The 15,323-nt window shown below is 62.9% G+C and carries 17 protein-coding genes; 12 read left to right on the forward strand and 5 right to left on the reverse strand.

Annotation, left to right across the window (positions count from 1 at the left end; genetic code table 11):
* Positions 1 to 16: 16 nt before the first annotated feature.
* The 3 genes from NP534_RS07865 to NP534_RS07875 are packed head-to-tail and all read left to right on the forward strand — an operon-like array spanning position 17 to position 2,512.
* Positions 17 to 1,294, forward strand: coding sequence for a flavohemoglobin expression-modulating QEGLA motif protein (locus NP534_RS07865; RefSeq protein WP_033700922.1), 1,278 nt, complete (start codon positions 17 to 19; stop codon positions 1,292 to 1,294).
* On the forward strand, positions 1,266 to 2,189 hold the full coding sequence (locus tag NP534_RS07870) for an alpha/beta hydrolase (protein ID WP_274098363.1): 924 nt from the start codon (positions 1,266 to 1,268) through the stop codon (positions 2,187 to 2,189). Before NP534_RS07865 ends, NP534_RS07870 begins: the two co-directional genes overlap by 29 nt.
* Complete coding sequence (locus NP534_RS07875) at positions 2,186 to 2,512, forward strand: hypothetical protein (RefSeq protein WP_033700920.1); 327 nt, start codon at positions 2,186 to 2,188, stop codon at positions 2,510 to 2,512. Before NP534_RS07870 ends, NP534_RS07875 begins: the two co-directional genes overlap by 4 nt.
* Before the next feature lie 94 nt (positions 2,513 to 2,606).
* On the opposite strand, the gene NP534_RS07880 is transcribed toward NP534_RS07875, so the two are convergent.
* From NP534_RS07880 to NP534_RS07890, 3 genes are all read right to left on the reverse strand, one after another.
* Positions 2,607 to 3,395, reverse strand: coding sequence for an OmpA family protein (locus tag NP534_RS07880; RefSeq protein WP_274098364.1), 789 nt, complete (start codon positions 3,393 to 3,395; stop codon positions 2,607 to 2,609).
* A 50-nt stretch (positions 3,396 to 3,445) separates the two neighbouring features.
* Complete coding sequence (locus NP534_RS07885) at positions 3,446 to 3,859, reverse strand: DUF4398 domain-containing protein (RefSeq protein WP_027595759.1); 414 nt, start codon at positions 3,857 to 3,859, stop codon at positions 3,446 to 3,448.
* Between the two features lie 271 nt (positions 3,860 to 4,130).
* Complete coding sequence (locus NP534_RS07890) at positions 4,131 to 4,475, reverse strand: pilin assembly protein (protein ID WP_033701512.1); 345 nt, start codon at positions 4,473 to 4,475, stop codon at positions 4,131 to 4,133.
* 181 nt (positions 4,476 to 4,656) lie between these two features.
* Here NP534_RS07890 and ppc point away from each other — a divergent pair, with 181 nt between their 5' ends.
* The 7 genes from ppc to NP534_RS07925 all read left to right on the forward strand — a co-directional run bounded on the left by ppc (position 4,657) and on the right by NP534_RS07925 (position 11,809).
* Positions 4,657 to 7,284 (forward strand): phosphoenolpyruvate carboxylase, encoded by a 2,628-nt coding sequence (gene ppc, locus NP534_RS07895; protein ID WP_274098365.1) that lies wholly within the window; start codon positions 4,657 to 4,659, stop codon positions 7,282 to 7,284.
* Positions 7,285 to 7,541: 257 nt separating this feature from the next.
* Positions 7,542 to 8,192 carry an adenylate kinase gene (gene adk, locus NP534_RS07900; RefSeq protein ID WP_274098366.1) on the forward strand — a complete coding sequence of 217 codons (651 nt, stop codon included), beginning with the start codon at positions 7,542 to 7,544 and terminating at the stop codon, positions 8,190 to 8,192.
* Positions 8,193 to 8,278: 86 nt separating this feature from the next.
* Positions 8,279 to 8,953 carry a tRNA (adenosine(37)-N6)-threonylcarbamoyltransferase complex dimerization subunit type 1 TsaB gene (gene tsaB / locus NP534_RS07905; protein ID WP_274098367.1) on the forward strand — a complete coding sequence of 225 codons (675 nt, stop codon included), beginning with the start codon at positions 8,279 to 8,281 and terminating at the stop codon, positions 8,951 to 8,953.
* A 131-nt stretch (positions 8,954 to 9,084) separates the two neighbouring features.
* Positions 9,085 to 9,381, forward strand: coding sequence for a hypothetical protein (locus NP534_RS07910; protein ID WP_274098368.1), 297 nt, complete (start codon positions 9,085 to 9,087; stop codon positions 9,379 to 9,381).
* A 3-nt stretch (positions 9,382 to 9,384) separates the two neighbouring features.
* Positions 9,385 to 10,254 carry a DUF72 domain-containing protein gene (locus NP534_RS07915; protein WP_274098369.1) on the forward strand — a complete coding sequence of 290 codons (870 nt, stop codon included), beginning with the start codon at positions 9,385 to 9,387 and terminating at the stop codon, positions 10,252 to 10,254.
* Positions 10,255 to 10,282: 28 nt separating this feature from the next.
* A complete protein-coding gene (locus NP534_RS07920) occupies positions 10,283 to 11,113 on the forward strand; it encodes an isocitrate lyase/PEP mutase family protein (RefSeq protein WP_274098370.1) in 831 nt (276 codons plus the stop codon).
* Positions 11,114 to 11,119: 6 nt separating this feature from the next.
* The gene (locus NP534_RS07925) at positions 11,120 to 11,809 is read left to right on the forward strand and encodes an extensin-like domain-containing protein (protein WP_274098371.1); all 690 of its coding nucleotides are present in this window, start codon (positions 11,120 to 11,122) and stop codon (positions 11,807 to 11,809) included.
* 12 nt (positions 11,810 to 11,821) lie between these two features.
* On the opposite strand, the gene NP534_RS07930 is transcribed toward NP534_RS07925, so the two are convergent.
* Positions 11,822 to 12,442, reverse strand: a complete 621-nt coding sequence (locus tag NP534_RS07930; RefSeq protein WP_033700909.1) for a hypothetical protein — start codon at positions 12,440 to 12,442, stop codon at positions 11,822 to 11,824.
* Positions 12,443 to 12,545: 103 nt separating this feature from the next.
* Here NP534_RS07930 and NP534_RS07935 point away from each other — a divergent pair, with 103 nt between their 5' ends.
* Both NP534_RS07935 and NP534_RS07940 read left to right on the forward strand, forming a co-directional pair.
* On the forward strand, positions 12,546 to 13,322 hold the full coding sequence (locus NP534_RS07935) for a class I SAM-dependent methyltransferase (protein WP_274098372.1): 777 nt from the start codon (positions 12,546 to 12,548) through the stop codon (positions 13,320 to 13,322).
* Between the two features lie 211 nt (positions 13,323 to 13,533).
* A complete protein-coding gene (locus NP534_RS07940) occupies positions 13,534 to 14,511 on the forward strand; it encodes an RHS repeat-associated core domain-containing protein (protein WP_274098373.1) in 978 nt (325 codons plus the stop codon).
* Positions 14,512 to 14,596: 85 nt separating this feature from the next.
* Here NP534_RS07940 and NP534_RS07945 read toward each other — a convergent pair whose 3' ends face one another.
* Positions 14,597 to 15,238, reverse strand: a complete 642-nt coding sequence (locus NP534_RS07945; protein WP_274098374.1) for a TetR/AcrR family transcriptional regulator — start codon at positions 15,236 to 15,238, stop codon at positions 14,597 to 14,599.
* Positions 15,239 to 15,323: the final 85 nt, after the last annotated feature.

A 15,323-nucleotide genomic window follows, 5' to 3' on the forward strand; every position in this document is an offset into this window, starting at 1 on the left:
TAGCAAGGAGTCCTCAGTGGACGAGTACCAACAGACCATCCGTGCACTGTCCGACCGCATCGTCGCGGCGCAGACCCCCATTCGTGTGCTCGACGCGGTGAAGTGGGACGACAACATCCGCCACGGCTTCCTCAAGGCCAAGGGCAAAGAGCCACCTGCCGTAGACCGCGCCTATTACCAGTCGCGCCCGTTGTCGTTCGACTCCAGTGCGGTCAAGGCCGAGTTCCAGAGCATCGAGCGCGACATCACCCGCCGGCTGGGCCAGTTCAACCCCGTCGGGCAGATCATGCGGCGCATGTGCAAGGAGTACCGCATGGTGGTGCGCATGCTCGAGGCGCGTGGCACCGAAGACTTCGGGCTGATCTCGCAGGAGCTCTACGGCGCCGCCTCCGACGCCTTCCATGCCGGTGACCCGACCCTGGCCGACCTGGGCCTGATGCTCTCGGACTACCTGAACAACATCGATGGCCGTGGCGACCTCAAGGACGAGCCCAAGAACCTCACCGCCAAGGAGGCCGTAGACATCCTCCAGCGCCGCCTGAACAAGGTGTTCGGTGAAGCCGAAGAAACCATCCGTGTGTTCGAGTCCGACGGCATCGTCGCCGACGCAGCGGCAGGTGCCGACTACATCAAGGTGCGCGCCGACGCCATGTTCAACAGCCGCGACGTGCGTGCGCTGGAGGTGCATGAGGGGCTGGTGCATGTCGGTACCACGCTCAACGGCCTCAACCAGCCGATTTGCACCTTCCTGGCCAAAGGGCCACCCTCGTCGACGGTGACGCAGGAAGGGCTGGCGATTCTCATGGAGGTAATTGCCTTCGCCTCTTACCCCAGCCGCCTGCGCAAGCTCACCAACCGCACACGCGCCATCCACATGGTCGAGGAAGGCGCCGATTTCCTTCAGGTGTTCGAGTTCTTCCGCGCCCAGGGCTTCGAAATGGCGCAGAGCTACAGCAACGCCAGCCGGGTGTTCCGCGGCTCGGTGCCCAATGGGCTGCCATTCACCAAGGACTTGTCCTACCTCAAGGGCTTCATCATGGTTTACAACTACATTCAGTTGGCCGTGAAGAAGGGCAAACTCGAGCAGATCCCGCTGCTGTTCTGCGGCAAGACCACCCTGGAAGACATGCGTACCCTGCGCCAACTGGTCGAGGAAGGGCTGGTGGAACCGCCTAAGTACTTGCCCGAACAGTTCCGCGACCTCAACGCGCTGTCGGCCTGGATGTGCTTCTCCAACTTCCTCAACCACCTGAGCCTGGATCGCATTGAAGCCGACTACGCGAACATTCTCTGAACGCTGCCGCCTGCTGGTACTCGGTGTGCTCCTGCTGGGCCTGAGCGGGTGCAGCAGCCTGCTGTTCTACCCCGAGCCGGGCCAACCGTTCACACCGGAACGGGCCAAGCTGGAATACCGGGACGTTACTCTGACCACCGCCGACGGTGTGCGTCTGCATGGCTGGTGGCTGCCGGCCAAGGCCGGGGTCGAGGTCAAGGGCACGGTGTTGCACCTGCATGGCAACGGCGGCAACCTGGCCGGCCATCTGGGGGGCAGCTACTGGCTGCCGGAGCAGGGTTACCAGGTACTGATGGTCGACTACCGGGGTTATGGGTTGTCTCAGGGCAAACCGGGTTTGCCGGAGGTCTACCAGGACATTGCGGCGGCCTTGGGCTGGCTGGACCAGGCGCCCGAGGTCAAGGGCAAGCCGCTGGTGCTGCTGGGGCAGAGCCTGGGCGGCGCCATGGCCATCCACTACCTGGCGGCCCACCCCGAACAGCGCCAGCGCTTCAGCGCACTGGTGTTCGATGGCGTGCCGGCCAGCTACCGTGCGGTCGGGCGGTTCGCCCTAAGTACGTCGTGGATGACCTGGCCATTGCAGGTGCCGCTGTCGTGGCTGGTGCCCGACGGTGACAGTGCGATCCGTTCGGTCGAGCGCCTGGACGGCCCGCCGAAGCTGTTCTTCCACAGTATCGACGACCACCTGGTGCCGATGGATAACGGCATCCGCCTGTACCAGCACGCGCCACCGCCGCGGGTACTGCAACTGACCCGTGGTGGCCATGTGCAGACCTTCGCCGACCCGGTGTGGCGCCAGGTGATGCTGCGCTTTCTGGACGACCCGAGTCATTTCAACGGCCTGCGGCGGCTTGCCGAAGTGCCCAATTACCCTGACGAGAAGAACAAGCAATGAGTGAAGAACGCAACGCCATCCCGCTGATCCTGACCGGCGTCGGCAGCATCATCGTGACGGTGGGGGCCCTCTGGTACTACGGTTACCTGCATTTCGCCAAGCCTGAAGATGCCCTGTTGCTGCAGGATTTCACCATGCTCAAGACCCTGCCAGGCGAGGATTACAAAGTATCGCTCGACCCGGCGCCACAGGTGGCCCAGTGCGTGGACGGTGTGCTGGTGCTGTTCGATACCCAACAGAAAGGCCTGACCGGCGTGTTGGTCGACGACCGCAAGCGTGCGGTGCGTTGCATGGGCGAGGACACACCGCAGCAGGTGCAGTGAGCTGCAATCTGCGTTGCTGCACCTGACCTTTCGCGGGCAGACCAATGAAAAACCCCGCCATCAAGGCGGGGTTTTTTCTTTCAACTAGCCAGCCTTACTGCGCCTGGCTCACCGAGCGCGGTGCCACCGGCTGGTTGTCGTTGGAGATGGTCACCTCTACCCGACGGTTCTGCGCACGGCCCGAGTTGCTGCCGTTGTCAGCCACCGGGTACTCCTTGCCGTAGCCCTGAGCGACGATGCGTGCTGGGTCTACGCCTGCACGTACCAGCGCCATGCGCACGGCAGCGGCGCGGCGCTCGGAGAGGGTCTGGTTGTAGTTGGCCGAGCCGACGCTGTCGGTGTAGCCCTCTACGATCACCTTGCGCTCCGGGTTCTCCTGAAGGAACTGGGCCAGCTTGGTCACGTTAGGGTAGGCGTTGCTCTTGAGCACGGCCTTGTTGAAGTCAAACAGCACGTCGCCGAAGGTGACCAGCGTACCGCGGTCGGTCTGCTTGGCATTGAGGCTGTCCTGCAGTTTGGCGATCTGCGCATCACGGGCATCCAGTTTGGCCTGGGCGCGTTGGGCGGAGGCGTTTTTCAGTTCGCCTTCGGCGGTGCGCAGGGCGATGGTCTGCTTGGCGACCTCGACCCGCTGGTTGGTCAGGTAAGCGAGTTGGTCGACCTTTTTCTGGTCCTCGCGATCCATATAGGCCTTGTCGGCCTTGTTCAGCCAGTCCTGGGCATCCTTGGTTTCCAGCGCCGCGACCTTGGTCGACTGCGGGTCGCTCTGCAGCGCGGAGAAGTTGGTGCGGGCCGATTCAAGGTTGGCGTTCGGGTCGTGCGAGCAGGCAGCAAGACCGACGCTCAGGGCCAGCAGGGCGGGAATCATGACGTGTTTGCGCATAGTGTTCATCCTTTGATCGAGTGCGAAGGCTAAGGGAAGTCGGGCAGGGCTCATTGAGCGCTGCGCAGGCCTTCCTCACGTACGTCCTGAACGCCCTGGCGGGCATCCTGCACGGCCTTCTGGGCCTTGGCCGCCTGAGCCTTGCGTTCGGCGAGGCGGGCGTCCCATTCGGCTTGTTCGGCCAGACGCTTGGCGTCGTCGTACTTCTTGTCATGCATGGCGATTTCAGCCTGCTTGAACTTGTCCTGGGCCGCTTTCATTTCAACGGCGGCGAACTCGGTACCGCCGGCACTGACGGCAGAGTTCACGGCGGACTGGGTAACGGCATACTGCTCGGTGGGCGGGTTACCCGCACAGCCGGCCAGGACCAGGCTACTGCCCAGGGCCAGCGCGGCCAGCTTGAACCCGCGCACATGAGTGGATGACGGTTTGAAAGTGCGGGTCTTCATGGTGGTCAGCTCCATTGGATCACTCCTGATAACGACGATGTCCGTAGCAGTCCATCGCTTATTCCCTGACAGTTGCCGTGTACTTCAGCTGAACGGTGCACGAGGGCAGTGTGCAGGGTTTTAGCGTGATGGCTATTTGCTCGGACTCGGGCGTTTTTCGAATAGTTCAGAAAAAAGTGCCGTTGACGGATAACTTTTTCTGACTGATTGGTCAGTGAGATTTGCCTGGAACTTTCAGCGCCATGCGCGGTATTCCGGGCCTTGCAGGCCCGGAACAGGGGGGTGGTTATGTTTCGCTGTCGTCAGCAGTGCTGCTGAGTTCATGCAGGTGCCGACGGGACAAGGACAGAAAGCGAGGGGTAGGGCCGATGTCTTCGAACAACGGGTCACCTTCTTCATCGGTGGCGATGACCTGGCGCCCCTGTACATAAGGGAAACTGGCTTCCAGTTCCTCAAGGGCTGCCGCCACCAGTTCGCCGAGCAGTTCTTCGGCGGTACGTTTGGGGTACATGTCGATCAGCGCGGCCAGGCGCGCCTCCGACTCCAGGTCCAGATGCAGTACATGGCCGGTACGGCTCAGGGTACCTGCGGCATTCTGTTCCCAGTGCTGGGCGAGTTCACGGATTTTCATGATGACCTCTGTCTACGCCTCGAAGGGCTGCATTGGATCGGAGTGCTCTGCTTGCACTTTAGTTTGCTTTGCCGATCGCGGCTTGGCTTGGGCGCTTGCCATCGACGCTTGGCTATGGGCACTCTTGGCCCAGTGCTGTTTCCTGAACGAGTGCGCCAAGGCTGCGCCACAGAGAGGGCCAATGACCGATATCGATGTGCGTTTGCGTGAAGATGTCCATGTGTTGGGGGAGTTGCTCGGCGAAACCATTCGTCAGCAGCACGGCGATGCGTTTTTGCAGAAGATCGAGGCCATTCGTCACAGCGCCAAGGCGGACCGCCGGGTGGCCGGCGAGCAATTGAGCTCGACCCTGGCGGACCTGGCCGATGAAGACTTGCTGCCGGTGGCCCGGGCGTTCAACCAGTTTCTCAACCTGGCCAACATGGCCGAGCAGTATCAGTTGATCCGCCGTCGCGATGCCGACCAGCCAGAGCCATTCGAAGCGCGGGTGCTGCCCGAGCTGCTGGCACGCCTGAAGCAGGCCGGGCACGGCAACGACGCCTTGGCCCGGCAGTTGGCCAAGCTGGATATCCAGCTGGTGCTGACGGCCCACCCCACCGAGGTCGCGCGGCGCACCTTGATCCAGAAGTACGACGCCATCGCCGCTCAGTTGGCAGCCCAGGACCATCGCGACCTGACCCCTGGCGAGCGCCAGCAGGTGCGCGAGCGCCTGCGCCGGCTGATCGCCGAAGCCTGGCACACCGAAGAGATCCGCCGTACCCGGCCGACCCCGGTGGACGAGGCCAAGTGGGGCTTCGCGGTGATCGAGCATTCCCTGTGGCAGGCCATCCCCAACCACCTGCGCAAGGTCGACAAGGCGCTGCACGATGCCACGGGGCTGCGCCTGCCGCTGGAGGCCGCACCGATCCGCTTCGCCTCCTGGATGGGCGGCGACCGCGACGGCAACCCTAATGTCACGGCCGCAGTCACTCGCGAAGTGCTGTTGCTGGCGCGGTGGATGGCGGCCGACCTGTTCCTGCGCGATATCGACGCCTTGGCTGCAGAATTGTCCATGCAACACGCCAGCAGCGCGCTGCGTGAGCGAGTCGGCGACAGCGCCGAACCTTACCGCGCCGTGCTCAAGCAATTGCGTGAGCGCCTGCGGGCGACCCGCGCCTGGGCGCATGCCGCCTTGACCAGCAGCCAGCCCGCCGGTGCCGAAGTGCTGGTGGACAACCGCGACCTGATCGCGCCGCTTGAGCTGTGCTATCAATCGCTGCATGAATGCGGCATGGGCGTGATCGCCGAAGGGCCGCTGCTCGACTGCCTGCGCCGGGCCGTGACCTTTGGCCTGTACCTGGGGCGCCTGGACGTGCGCCAGGACGCTGCCCGGCACCGCGATGCCCTGACCGAGATCACCGATTACCTGGGCTTGGGGCGCTATGCCGACTGGGATGAAGAGCAACGTATCGCGTTCCTTCTGGCCGAACTGAAAAACCGCCGGCCGCTGCTGCCAGCGCACTTCCAGCCCCAGGCGGAAACCGCCGAGGTGCTGGCCACCTGCCGGGAAATTGCGGCGGCCCCGGCCGCTTCATTGGGCTCCTACGTCATCTCCATGGCCGGTGCCGCGTCGGATGTGCTGGCGGTGCAACTGCTGCTCAAGGAAGCCGGGCTGACCCGCCCGATGCGGGTGGTACCGCTGTTCGAGACCTTGGCCGACCTGGACAACGCCGGCCCGGTGATGCAGCGCCTGCTTGGCCTGCCGGGCTATCGCGCCGGCCTGCGCGGCCCGCAGGAAGTGATGATCGGCTATTCCGACTCCGCCAAGGACGCTGGCACCACCGCAGCCGCCTGGGCGCAGTACCGGGCCCAGGAAAACCTGGTGCGCATCTGCCGCGAGCATCAAGTCGAGTTGCTGTTGTTCCACGGCCGTGGCGGCACCGTTGGCCGTGGCGGCGGCCCGGCGCACGCGGCGATCCTGTCGCAGCCACCGGGCTCGGTGGCTGGGCGGTTCCGCACCACCGAGCAGGGCGAGATGATCCGCTTCAAGTTCGGTTTGCCTGGCATTGCCGAACAAAACCTCAACCTGTACCTGGCGGCCGTGCTGGAAGCCACCTTGTTACCGCCACCCCCGCCGCAGCCTGCCTGGCGTGAGGTGATGGACCAACTGGCTGCTGATGGGGTGCAGGCGTATCGTAGCGTGGTGCGCGACAACCCCGATTTTGTCGAGTATTTCCGCCAGTCGACGCCGGAGCAGGAGTTGGGGCGCCTGCCTTTGGGCAGCCGTCCGGCCAAGCGCCGCGCCGGCGGCATCGAGAGCCTGCGGGCCATCCCGTGGATCTTCGGCTGGACCCAGACGCGCCTGATGCTGCCAGCCTGGCTGGGCTGGGAAACCGCCTTGAACAATGCCTTGCAACGCGGCCAGGGCGAACTGTTGGCGCAGATGCGCGAACAATGGCCGTTCTTCCGCACCCGTATCGACATGCTGGAGATGGTGCTGGCCAAGGCCGATGCACAAATCGCCGAGGCCTACGACGAACGTCTGGTGCAACCGGACCTGCTTCCTTTAGGTGTGCACCTGCGCGACCTATTGTCGCAGTCCTGCCAGGTGGTACTGGGCTTGACCGGGCAGCCGGTGCTACTGGCGCACAGCCCCGAGACCCTGGAATTCATCAGCCTGCGCAATACTTACCTGGACCCGCTGCACCGCCTTCAGGCCGAGCTGCTGGCGCGCTCGCGCAGGCGCGAAGCCGCTCTGGACAGCCCGCTGGAACAGGCCTTGCTGGTCACCGTGGCGGGTATTGCCGCGGGCCTGCGCAACACCGGCTGAGGCCGCCTCTGGTTTGCCAGGCGCAGGTGTGAGGAGGGAGGCAATCAGGAACGGGGAGGGCGGTTGCGCTGAGCGCAACCGCTTGCCGGGCAGGTCGCAAGTGGCGCATTCCTGCAACTTTGGGACGCTTGTCTGGCTGCCGGGCGCTGTGTATCTTGAGCAGCCTTCTGACCGATTTATGGTCATACCCGATTTTCCGGACTTGGCCCTGGTTGCCGAATCCATTGAATTTCATAAAAAAATTTGAGGAGCACGAGATGCGCGTAATTCTGCTGGGAGCTCCCGGGGCCGGTAAAGGTACTCAGGCAAAGTTCATCACCGAGAAGTTCGGTATTCCACAGATCTCCACCGGTGACATGCTGCGTGCCGCCGTCAAGGCCGGTACCCCGCTGGGCCTGGAACTGAAGAAAGTCATGGATGCCGGCCAGCTGGTCTCCGACGATCTGATCATCAGCCTGGTAAAGGAGCGCATCGCCCAGCCGGATTGCGCCAACGGCTGCCTGTTCGACGGCTTCCCACGGACCATTCCGCAAGCCGAAGCCATGGTCGCCGCCGGTGTCGACATCGACGCCGTGGTCGAAATCGCCGTTGACGATGAAGAAATCGTTGGCCGTATGGCCGGTCGCCGTGTGCACCTGGCCTCGGGCCGCACCTACCACATTCAGTACAACCCGCCGAAAGTGGCAGGCAAGGACGACGTGACCGGCGAAGAGCTGATCCAGCGCGACGACGACAAGGAAGAAACCGTGCGTCATCGCCTGTCGGTCTACCACACCCAGACCAAGCCGCTGGTCGAGTTCTACCAGAAGCTGTCGGCTGCAAATGCTGGTAAGCCGAAGTACAGCCACATCGAAGGTGTCGGCTCGGTCGACGCTATCACCGCCAAGGTACTGGCAGCCCTGAGCTGATCCATCGCCTTGCATCACAACGGCCCGCTTGCGGGCCGTTGTCGTTTATACTGGCGCTCTTTTCCCTGCACCTGGAAACCCGTTCGATGACCACCCTGCTGGCCCTGGATACCGCCACCGAAGCCTGTTCCGTCGCCTTGTTGCATGACGGCAAGGTAACCAGCCATTACGAGGTGATCCCACGTCAGCACGCGCAGAAGTTGCTGCCGATGATCAAACAGCTGCTGGCTGACTCGGGGGTGGCCTTGAATACGCTGGATGCCATCGCGTTCGGCCGTGGCCCGGGGGCCTTCACCGGCGTGCGGATCGCCATCGGTGTGGTCCAGGGCCTGGCGTTCGCCCTTGAGCGTCCGGTGCTGCCGGTGTCCAATCTGGCCGCGCTGGCGCAAGGTGCGTTGCGCGAGCAGGGTGCGCAGCACGTGGCGGCCGCCATCGATGCGCGCATGGACGAGGTGTACTGGGGCTGTTACCAGGCCAGCGCCGGCGAAATGCGCCTGGTTGGCCAGGAAGCGGTACTGCCGCCCGAGCGCGTGGCGCTGCCCGACGCCAGCAGCGCCGAGTGGTTCGGTGCCGGTACCGGTTGGGGCTATGCCGAGCGCCTGGCTGTGCAAGTCGCCGCCAGCAATGCGGCGGCGTTGCCCAATGCCCTGGATATCCTCAGCCTGGCCAGCTTTGCCTGGGCGCGCGGCGAGGCGATCGCCGCCGAGCAGGCGCAACCTGTGTACTTGCGCGATAATGTAGCGACACCCAAGAAGCGTTGAGTGTTGTTCGTCGGTTATCGCCGATGACGATAAAACCTTTCGCGCGAACTGTGGTCCAGTTATCACTCAAGCATTAGCGACGGAACCCTGATGCTGCTAAATTGCCATCATCGGTTCTGAGTGTTCACGCCATGCGTATCGACGGTTTCTCATCGCAGTCCTACCCGATCAAGCGCACACCGCGCAAAGCGTCGGTGCGCGATGAGGCCATCGAAGATGCCGACGTCATCGACAGCGGCGAGCAGGGTGAACTGGCCCAGGAGGCGGCCATTCGCCGTCGCAGCGGTGGCCTGCCAGCCCGTCAGCAAGACATGGTCTTCCCTCGCGCCCGTGACCGACGTACCGCCACTGCGTTGGCCAGCTACCTGAGCACGGCCGGTTTTACCGATTGGGACATGGAAGTACTGGGGCTCGACCTGTACATTTGAGGGATGATTCCTTCTCTTCTGCCTTATTTTCTGGGTTGTCCGTCATGGAGCGAAAACGCCTGGCGCGACTACCTGTACCCCGCCGATGCCCGAGCCGCTGAGTACCTTGGCCTGTACAGCCAGGTGTTCAACGCGGTCGAAGGCAATACCACCTTCTACGCGAGCCCCGCAGCCGCCACCGTGGCACGCTGGGCGCAGACGATGCCGGCGCACTTTCGTTTCACCGCCAAATTCCCCCGCGAGGTCAGCCATGCGGGGGACCTGCGTGACCAGTTGGACGCGGCCGCTGCCTTCACCCGTTTGATGGCACCGCTGGGTGAACGGGTATCGCCTTACTGGCTGCAGTTGCCTGCGCTATTCGGGCCTTCGCGCCTGGCAGAGTTGAGCTGTTTTCTGGATGAAGTGGGCGTGCCGTTGGCCGTCGAAGTGCGCAACGAGGCCTTTTTTGCGCGCGGTGAAGAGGAGCGGCAGCTCAACCGGCTGCTGCTCGAGCGTGGTGTCGAGCGCATCTGCCTCGACCCGCGGGCGTTGTTCAGTTGCACTTCGCGCGAGCCCGCCGTGCTGCATGCCCAGGCCAAGAAGCCCAAGGTGCCGCCACGCCCGGCCGCCTTCAGCCAGCATCCGCAGATACGTTTCATTGGCCATCCGCAGCTTGAAGCCAATGAAGCCTTCCTGACGCCCTGGGTGGCCAAGGTGGCCAGTTGGGTCGAGGAAGGTCGTAGCCCCTACATCTTCCTGCACACCTCGGATAACCGCCTGGCCGCGGCGTTGGCCCAGCGTTTTCATCAGCGTCTGATGCAGCGCCTGCCTGGCCTTGCACCTTTGCCGGAATTGCCACGCGCCCCTGAGGTCGAACAACTGGGACTACTCTGACCACTCCTGACTGCCTGAGGTTGAGACCATGGATGTGCAAACCCTGCGAGCCGAAGCCTTCAAGGCACTGCACGAACGTGACAGCGCCTTCGTCATCCCCAACCCGTGGGATGCCGGCTCCGCCAAGTTGCTGGCCAGCCTGGGCTTCGAGGCGCTGGCCACGACCAGCGCGGGCCTGGCGTTCAGCCTGGGCCGACCGGATGCCGAAGGTGCCTTGAGCCTGGACGAAACCCTGGATAACGCCGGGGCCATTGTCGATGCCACGGCCTTGCCGGTTGCTGCCGACCTGGAGAACGGCTTCGGCGACCTGCCCGAAGACTGCGCACAGACCATCCTGCGGGCCGCCGAGGCGGGTCTTGTAGGGGGTTCCATCGAAGACGCCAGCGGGCGCAGTGAAGCCCCTATCTATGACCATGGCCTGGCTGTAGAACGCGTACGCGCGGCGGTTCAGGCAGCGCGTAGCCTGCCGTTTCCGTTCACCCTGTGCGCCCGTGCCGAAAACCTGCTGCACGGGCGCCTGGACCTGGACGACACCATCCTGCGCCTGCAAGCCTATGCCGAGGCCGGGGCCGATGTGCTCTACGCGCCAGGGCTGCGCACCGTCGAAGAAATTCGCGCGGTAGTGCAGGCGGTGGCGCCCAAGCCGGTCAATGTGCTGATGGGGCTGGCGGGCGTGACCCTGAGCGTCAACCAGTTGCAAGACCTTGGGGTGCGCCGCATCAGTGTCGGCTCGTCGCTGGCCCGTGCGGCACTGGGGGCTTTCCACCGGGCCGCGTTGGAGATTCGTGACGAGGGCACGTTCGGCTACGGTGAACAGGCGCTGCCCTTCGCCCAGCTCAACGACCTGTTCCGCCGCTGAATCGCCGTGCGTGCCTTGCTGGCACTGCTGCTGGGTCTGTCGCTGCTGGCAGGCCTGGTCTGGCATTTTGGTTGGCGCCTGCCGGCTGCCTGGAACCCCTGGGCGCCGCTGGACGTGCGCCAGCCGCCGAACCTGCTCACCACCTTCAAGCTGTCGCGCCTGCGCGATGACCCCGCGCTATGCCGTCAGGCACTGGAAACCAGCGATCTGCGGTACCGGGCGCAAGCCGACAGTCCGGCCTCGGCCAATTGCCCGCTGCGCAACGTATGGCGCATCGAGGGCGGCCAGGCGCGGCTCAGCAGCAGCTTCCTGGCCAGTTGCCCGTTGGCGGTAGCCTACGCGCTGTTCGAGCAGCATGGGCTGCAACCGGTGGCGCAGCGAGTATTGGGGCAGCGGGTGACGCAGGTTGACCACCTGGGCAGTTTTGCCTGCCGCAATGTCTATCACCGCAAACAAGGCCGGCTCAGTCAGCACGCCACCGCCAATGCCCTGGACATCAGTGGTTTTCGCTTGCAGGACGGGCAGCGCATCGTACTGGCTCGGGACTGGCAGGCGGCGGGGCAGAAAGCTGAATTCCTTCGTCAGGTGCAGCAGGTGGCCTGTGAACGCTTCAGTACCGTGCTGGGGCCTGACTACAACGCCGCGCACCACAATCACTTCCACCTCGATATGGGCCGCTGGCAGATCTGCCGCTGAGCTTGCGCAACCTCAGGCGTGAACGCGAACGTTGTTCAGCACCACCGGGCGCGCCCAGTGGATGTCGAACGCCAGGTCATTCTGCTGCTTGGCCAGCGTGGTTTCGTCGAAGGGTTCGGGGGCCGGGTCCAGCAGGTTCGTCTCGAATTCGGCGATAGGCAGGAACAGCGGGCGCGGGGAGGGGCCTGGGCCGGGCTCGGCAAGTGGGTGACCCTGGCTCATGACCACCGGGCGCAACCAGCTGTTGCTCAGGTCGAGTTCACGCTGCTGTTCGATCAACTCGATGGCGCTGAACGGCTCGGCGGCGGGCTCCAGCAGGTTGGCTTCCAGCTCGGCCTTGGGCAGGAACAGTGGCTCGGGCGGTGCGATTTCGGTGTCGTGCACCGGCAGCGCACGCTGGGCATCGATCAGCGCCAGCGCCCTGGCACCGCCGACCGGCTCGCCGCTGTGCTGATCGTACTGGACGAACGACTGGCTGACGCTGTCCGCTTCCTCTGCCTGTTGCTCGGCCATGGCGCGGGCAAAGAAATCCTGCCACAGGTGGCTGACGCCCCCGAGGGTCTGGGTATTCTGTTGACCGTAGTGGCCGACAGGCGACAGGTAGGTCAAACCGATGGGAAGAGTATCTGTCATGGCAGTCGCGCGCGTTGTGCTCTGGCAGAATAGCGGGATATTGCCTGTATCGGCCGTGGTTGCCGATTCATAAGGGCTTGGTTTGATTTTTTAGGTGTGGACGATGGAAGAGCAAGGCGCGGGTATCAGGGTCGAAGCGATGTCGGCAGAGTATGCGCAACAGGCTACGGCGTGGGCCGAGCGCCTGGGCCTGCCGCTGCAGGACGATGCTGCGGGTTTTGCCGTGCAGGTGGGCGCTGAAGGCTTGCAGATCCAGCAACTGGGCCCGCAGGCGCCTGGGCCGGTGCGGGTGGACTTCGTCGACGGCCAGGCCGCGCATCGGCGCCAGTTTGGCGGTGGCAACGGCCAGATGATCGCCAAGGCGGTGGGCATCGCCCAGGGCGTACGGCCGCAGGTGCTCGATGCCACGGCGGGGCTGGGCAAGGATGCGTTCGTGCTGGCCAGCCTGGGGTGCCAGATGACCCTGATCGAGCGCCAGCCGCTGATTGCCGCATTGCTGGAAGACGGCCTGGCGCGGGCCCGGGCCGATGACGAGGTGGGCCCGATCGTTGGGCGCATGCGCCTGCTGACCGGCAATGCCATCGAGCGCATGCGTGCCTGGGAAGGGGAGCCGCCGCAGGTGATCTACCTCGACCCGATGTTCCCGCACCGGGACAAAAGCGCGCTGGTGAAAAAAGAGATGCGCGTATTCCGGCCACTGGTCGGCGATGACCTGGATGCCCCGGCCTTGCTCGAAGCCGCTTTGGCGCTTGCCAGCCACCGGGTGGTGGTGAAACGGCCGCGCAAGGCGCCGATCATCGACGGGCCGAAGCCGAGCCACAGCCTGGAGGGCAAGTCGAGCCGGTATGACATTTATCCGAAGAAGGCGTTGAAGGCCTGACCTCAGTATTGCCTTTACCCGCGAACACCGGCGGAGTTGATGCCATGCACCGTGTCACATAGTTCGCGGGCAAGCCCGCTCGGCCAGGTTAAAGTGCCGCCTGCCAGCTCAGTTCTTATTGTATGTAACGCACATCGATCCTGAATGGACCTGTTAAATATGCCAGTTGTTAAGAGTGTCGCGAGGCGCAATCATATCGGAAATTGCTGTCATGTTGGTCTTGCGCATCATGATCTCAGTACCTGATATCAAACAAAGTCGCAGTAAGCTTTTCTATTGTAAAGGCCTCCTGGCTACTGAAATTAATCGCCAAGGCCATTGGCGCACCCTTCAGGCAGCTGGCCATTTCTTGGCGCAAAAGAACGAGAATACGCCTGGCTTAGCTAACGCATTGGTAGCATGCGATCAGATGCGCTCAGTAGTTTCAATGCATGAAGGCGGTCGCCCGGCACCGCAGGTCTATTCGCCCTACGGCCAACTCACGCGAGGCGGTGGCGTCCTTTCATTGCTCGCTTTCAATGGCGAGCGACCGGAGACGGTGACCGGGAACTATCTTCTGGGGAATGGCTACAGGCAGTTCAACGTTGTAATGATGCGGTTCTGCAGCCCGGACAGTTGGAGCCCGTTTAGGGGCGGAGGGCTGAATGCGTATGCCTATTGTGCAGGAGACCCCATTAACCGCACTGATCCGACTGGGCATTTTTGGGGGGAGAAGTTCATCAGAAAACAGCTTGGGCTGAATCCGAAGAGACCAAAGGTAGTGAAGACAGTCGTCCCCGCGCAGAAAGTAGCGGCAAGCACAAATCGCCCCGTAGGTCCCGCTGCCTCAAAATCTTTTGTGGAAAAATCTGCTGCAGTTCCATTTGAGGAGTTATTTTCTGATGCTGAAATTGCCGAGCAATATCAAATGCTTGAAAATTTTAAGCCTGCTAGAAGCTCGGCTCCCCTCAAAAGTAGTAGGTTTGTGCAGTCGCACGGTTCGACTCCGGATGGCGCCGCTGGAAAACGATTTGAAAATTCTTTGAGTCAGGAAAGAGATTTGACGATAAAACATGCACATGTACTCGGTCAGAAAGAGCTCACTCGAGAATTGGACCAAGTTAACAACCGTATGAGAGGCGCTGGGTCATCACGAGATGTGATGGTTCAAAACGTTTTGGTAGCAGAGCTCAGAAGGCGCGACACGTGAATGCCTGAGGAGACATGTATTCAATCTGCCCTTTGCGAGCGTGATCTCAAAAGGGCAGAAGCTCAAAAATTAGTTGATTACTGCTTCATTGCCGATATGCCCGCAAGAACACCCCCACCACCTCCCGCACATGCGCCTCGGCTTCATCCCCTTCCAACGGCCCCGCGCAGCCGAGCAGCAACCGATAATCCGGTGCGCCCTTGACCAGGCAGAAGAAGTGCTCGGCGGCGCACAACGGGTTGTCGATGCGCAGCAACCCGCGCTCATCCGCCCCGCGCAGCAGCGCTTCCATTCCCGCCAGCACGCGCTTGGGCCCAGCTTCGTAGAAGTACTCGCCAAAGCTTGGGTCCAGGCTGCCTTGGGCCATGATCAGGCGGCTGAGCTTGACTGCTTCGTCACTGCTGATCAGCGCCTGGAAGTTACGGGCGATGGTCAGCAGTACCTCGTCCACCGGTGCCCCCTCGGGGTACTCGAACAGCAGGTCCGGTAGCTGGATCTGGCAGGTTGCCATGACCGCCGAGCAGAACAGCGTCTGCTTGTCGTTGAAGTGGCTGTACACCGTGAGTTTTGAAACACCTGCCGCCGCAGCGACCGCATCCATGCTGGTGTTGGCATAGCCAAGGCTGAGGAACAGTGTCTTGGCCGCTTCGAGGATCGCCTCGCGTTTGGCCAGGTCCTTGGGCCGGCCTGGTCCGATGGGTGCGTCGTTGGGCATTGGAGTCTGCATCTTGTTGAAGAGTCGCTCATCTTAGCGGGTTGGACGCCTTTCGGTGAAAGTGTCCATGCAATACGTGCTGTCTGTCACTGGACAG

The organism is Pseudomonas sp. 39004, assembly GCF_028682155.1.
GTDB classification, from domain to species: domain Bacteria; phylum Pseudomonadota; class Gammaproteobacteria; order Pseudomonadales; family Pseudomonadaceae; genus Aquipseudomonas; species Aquipseudomonas capeferrum.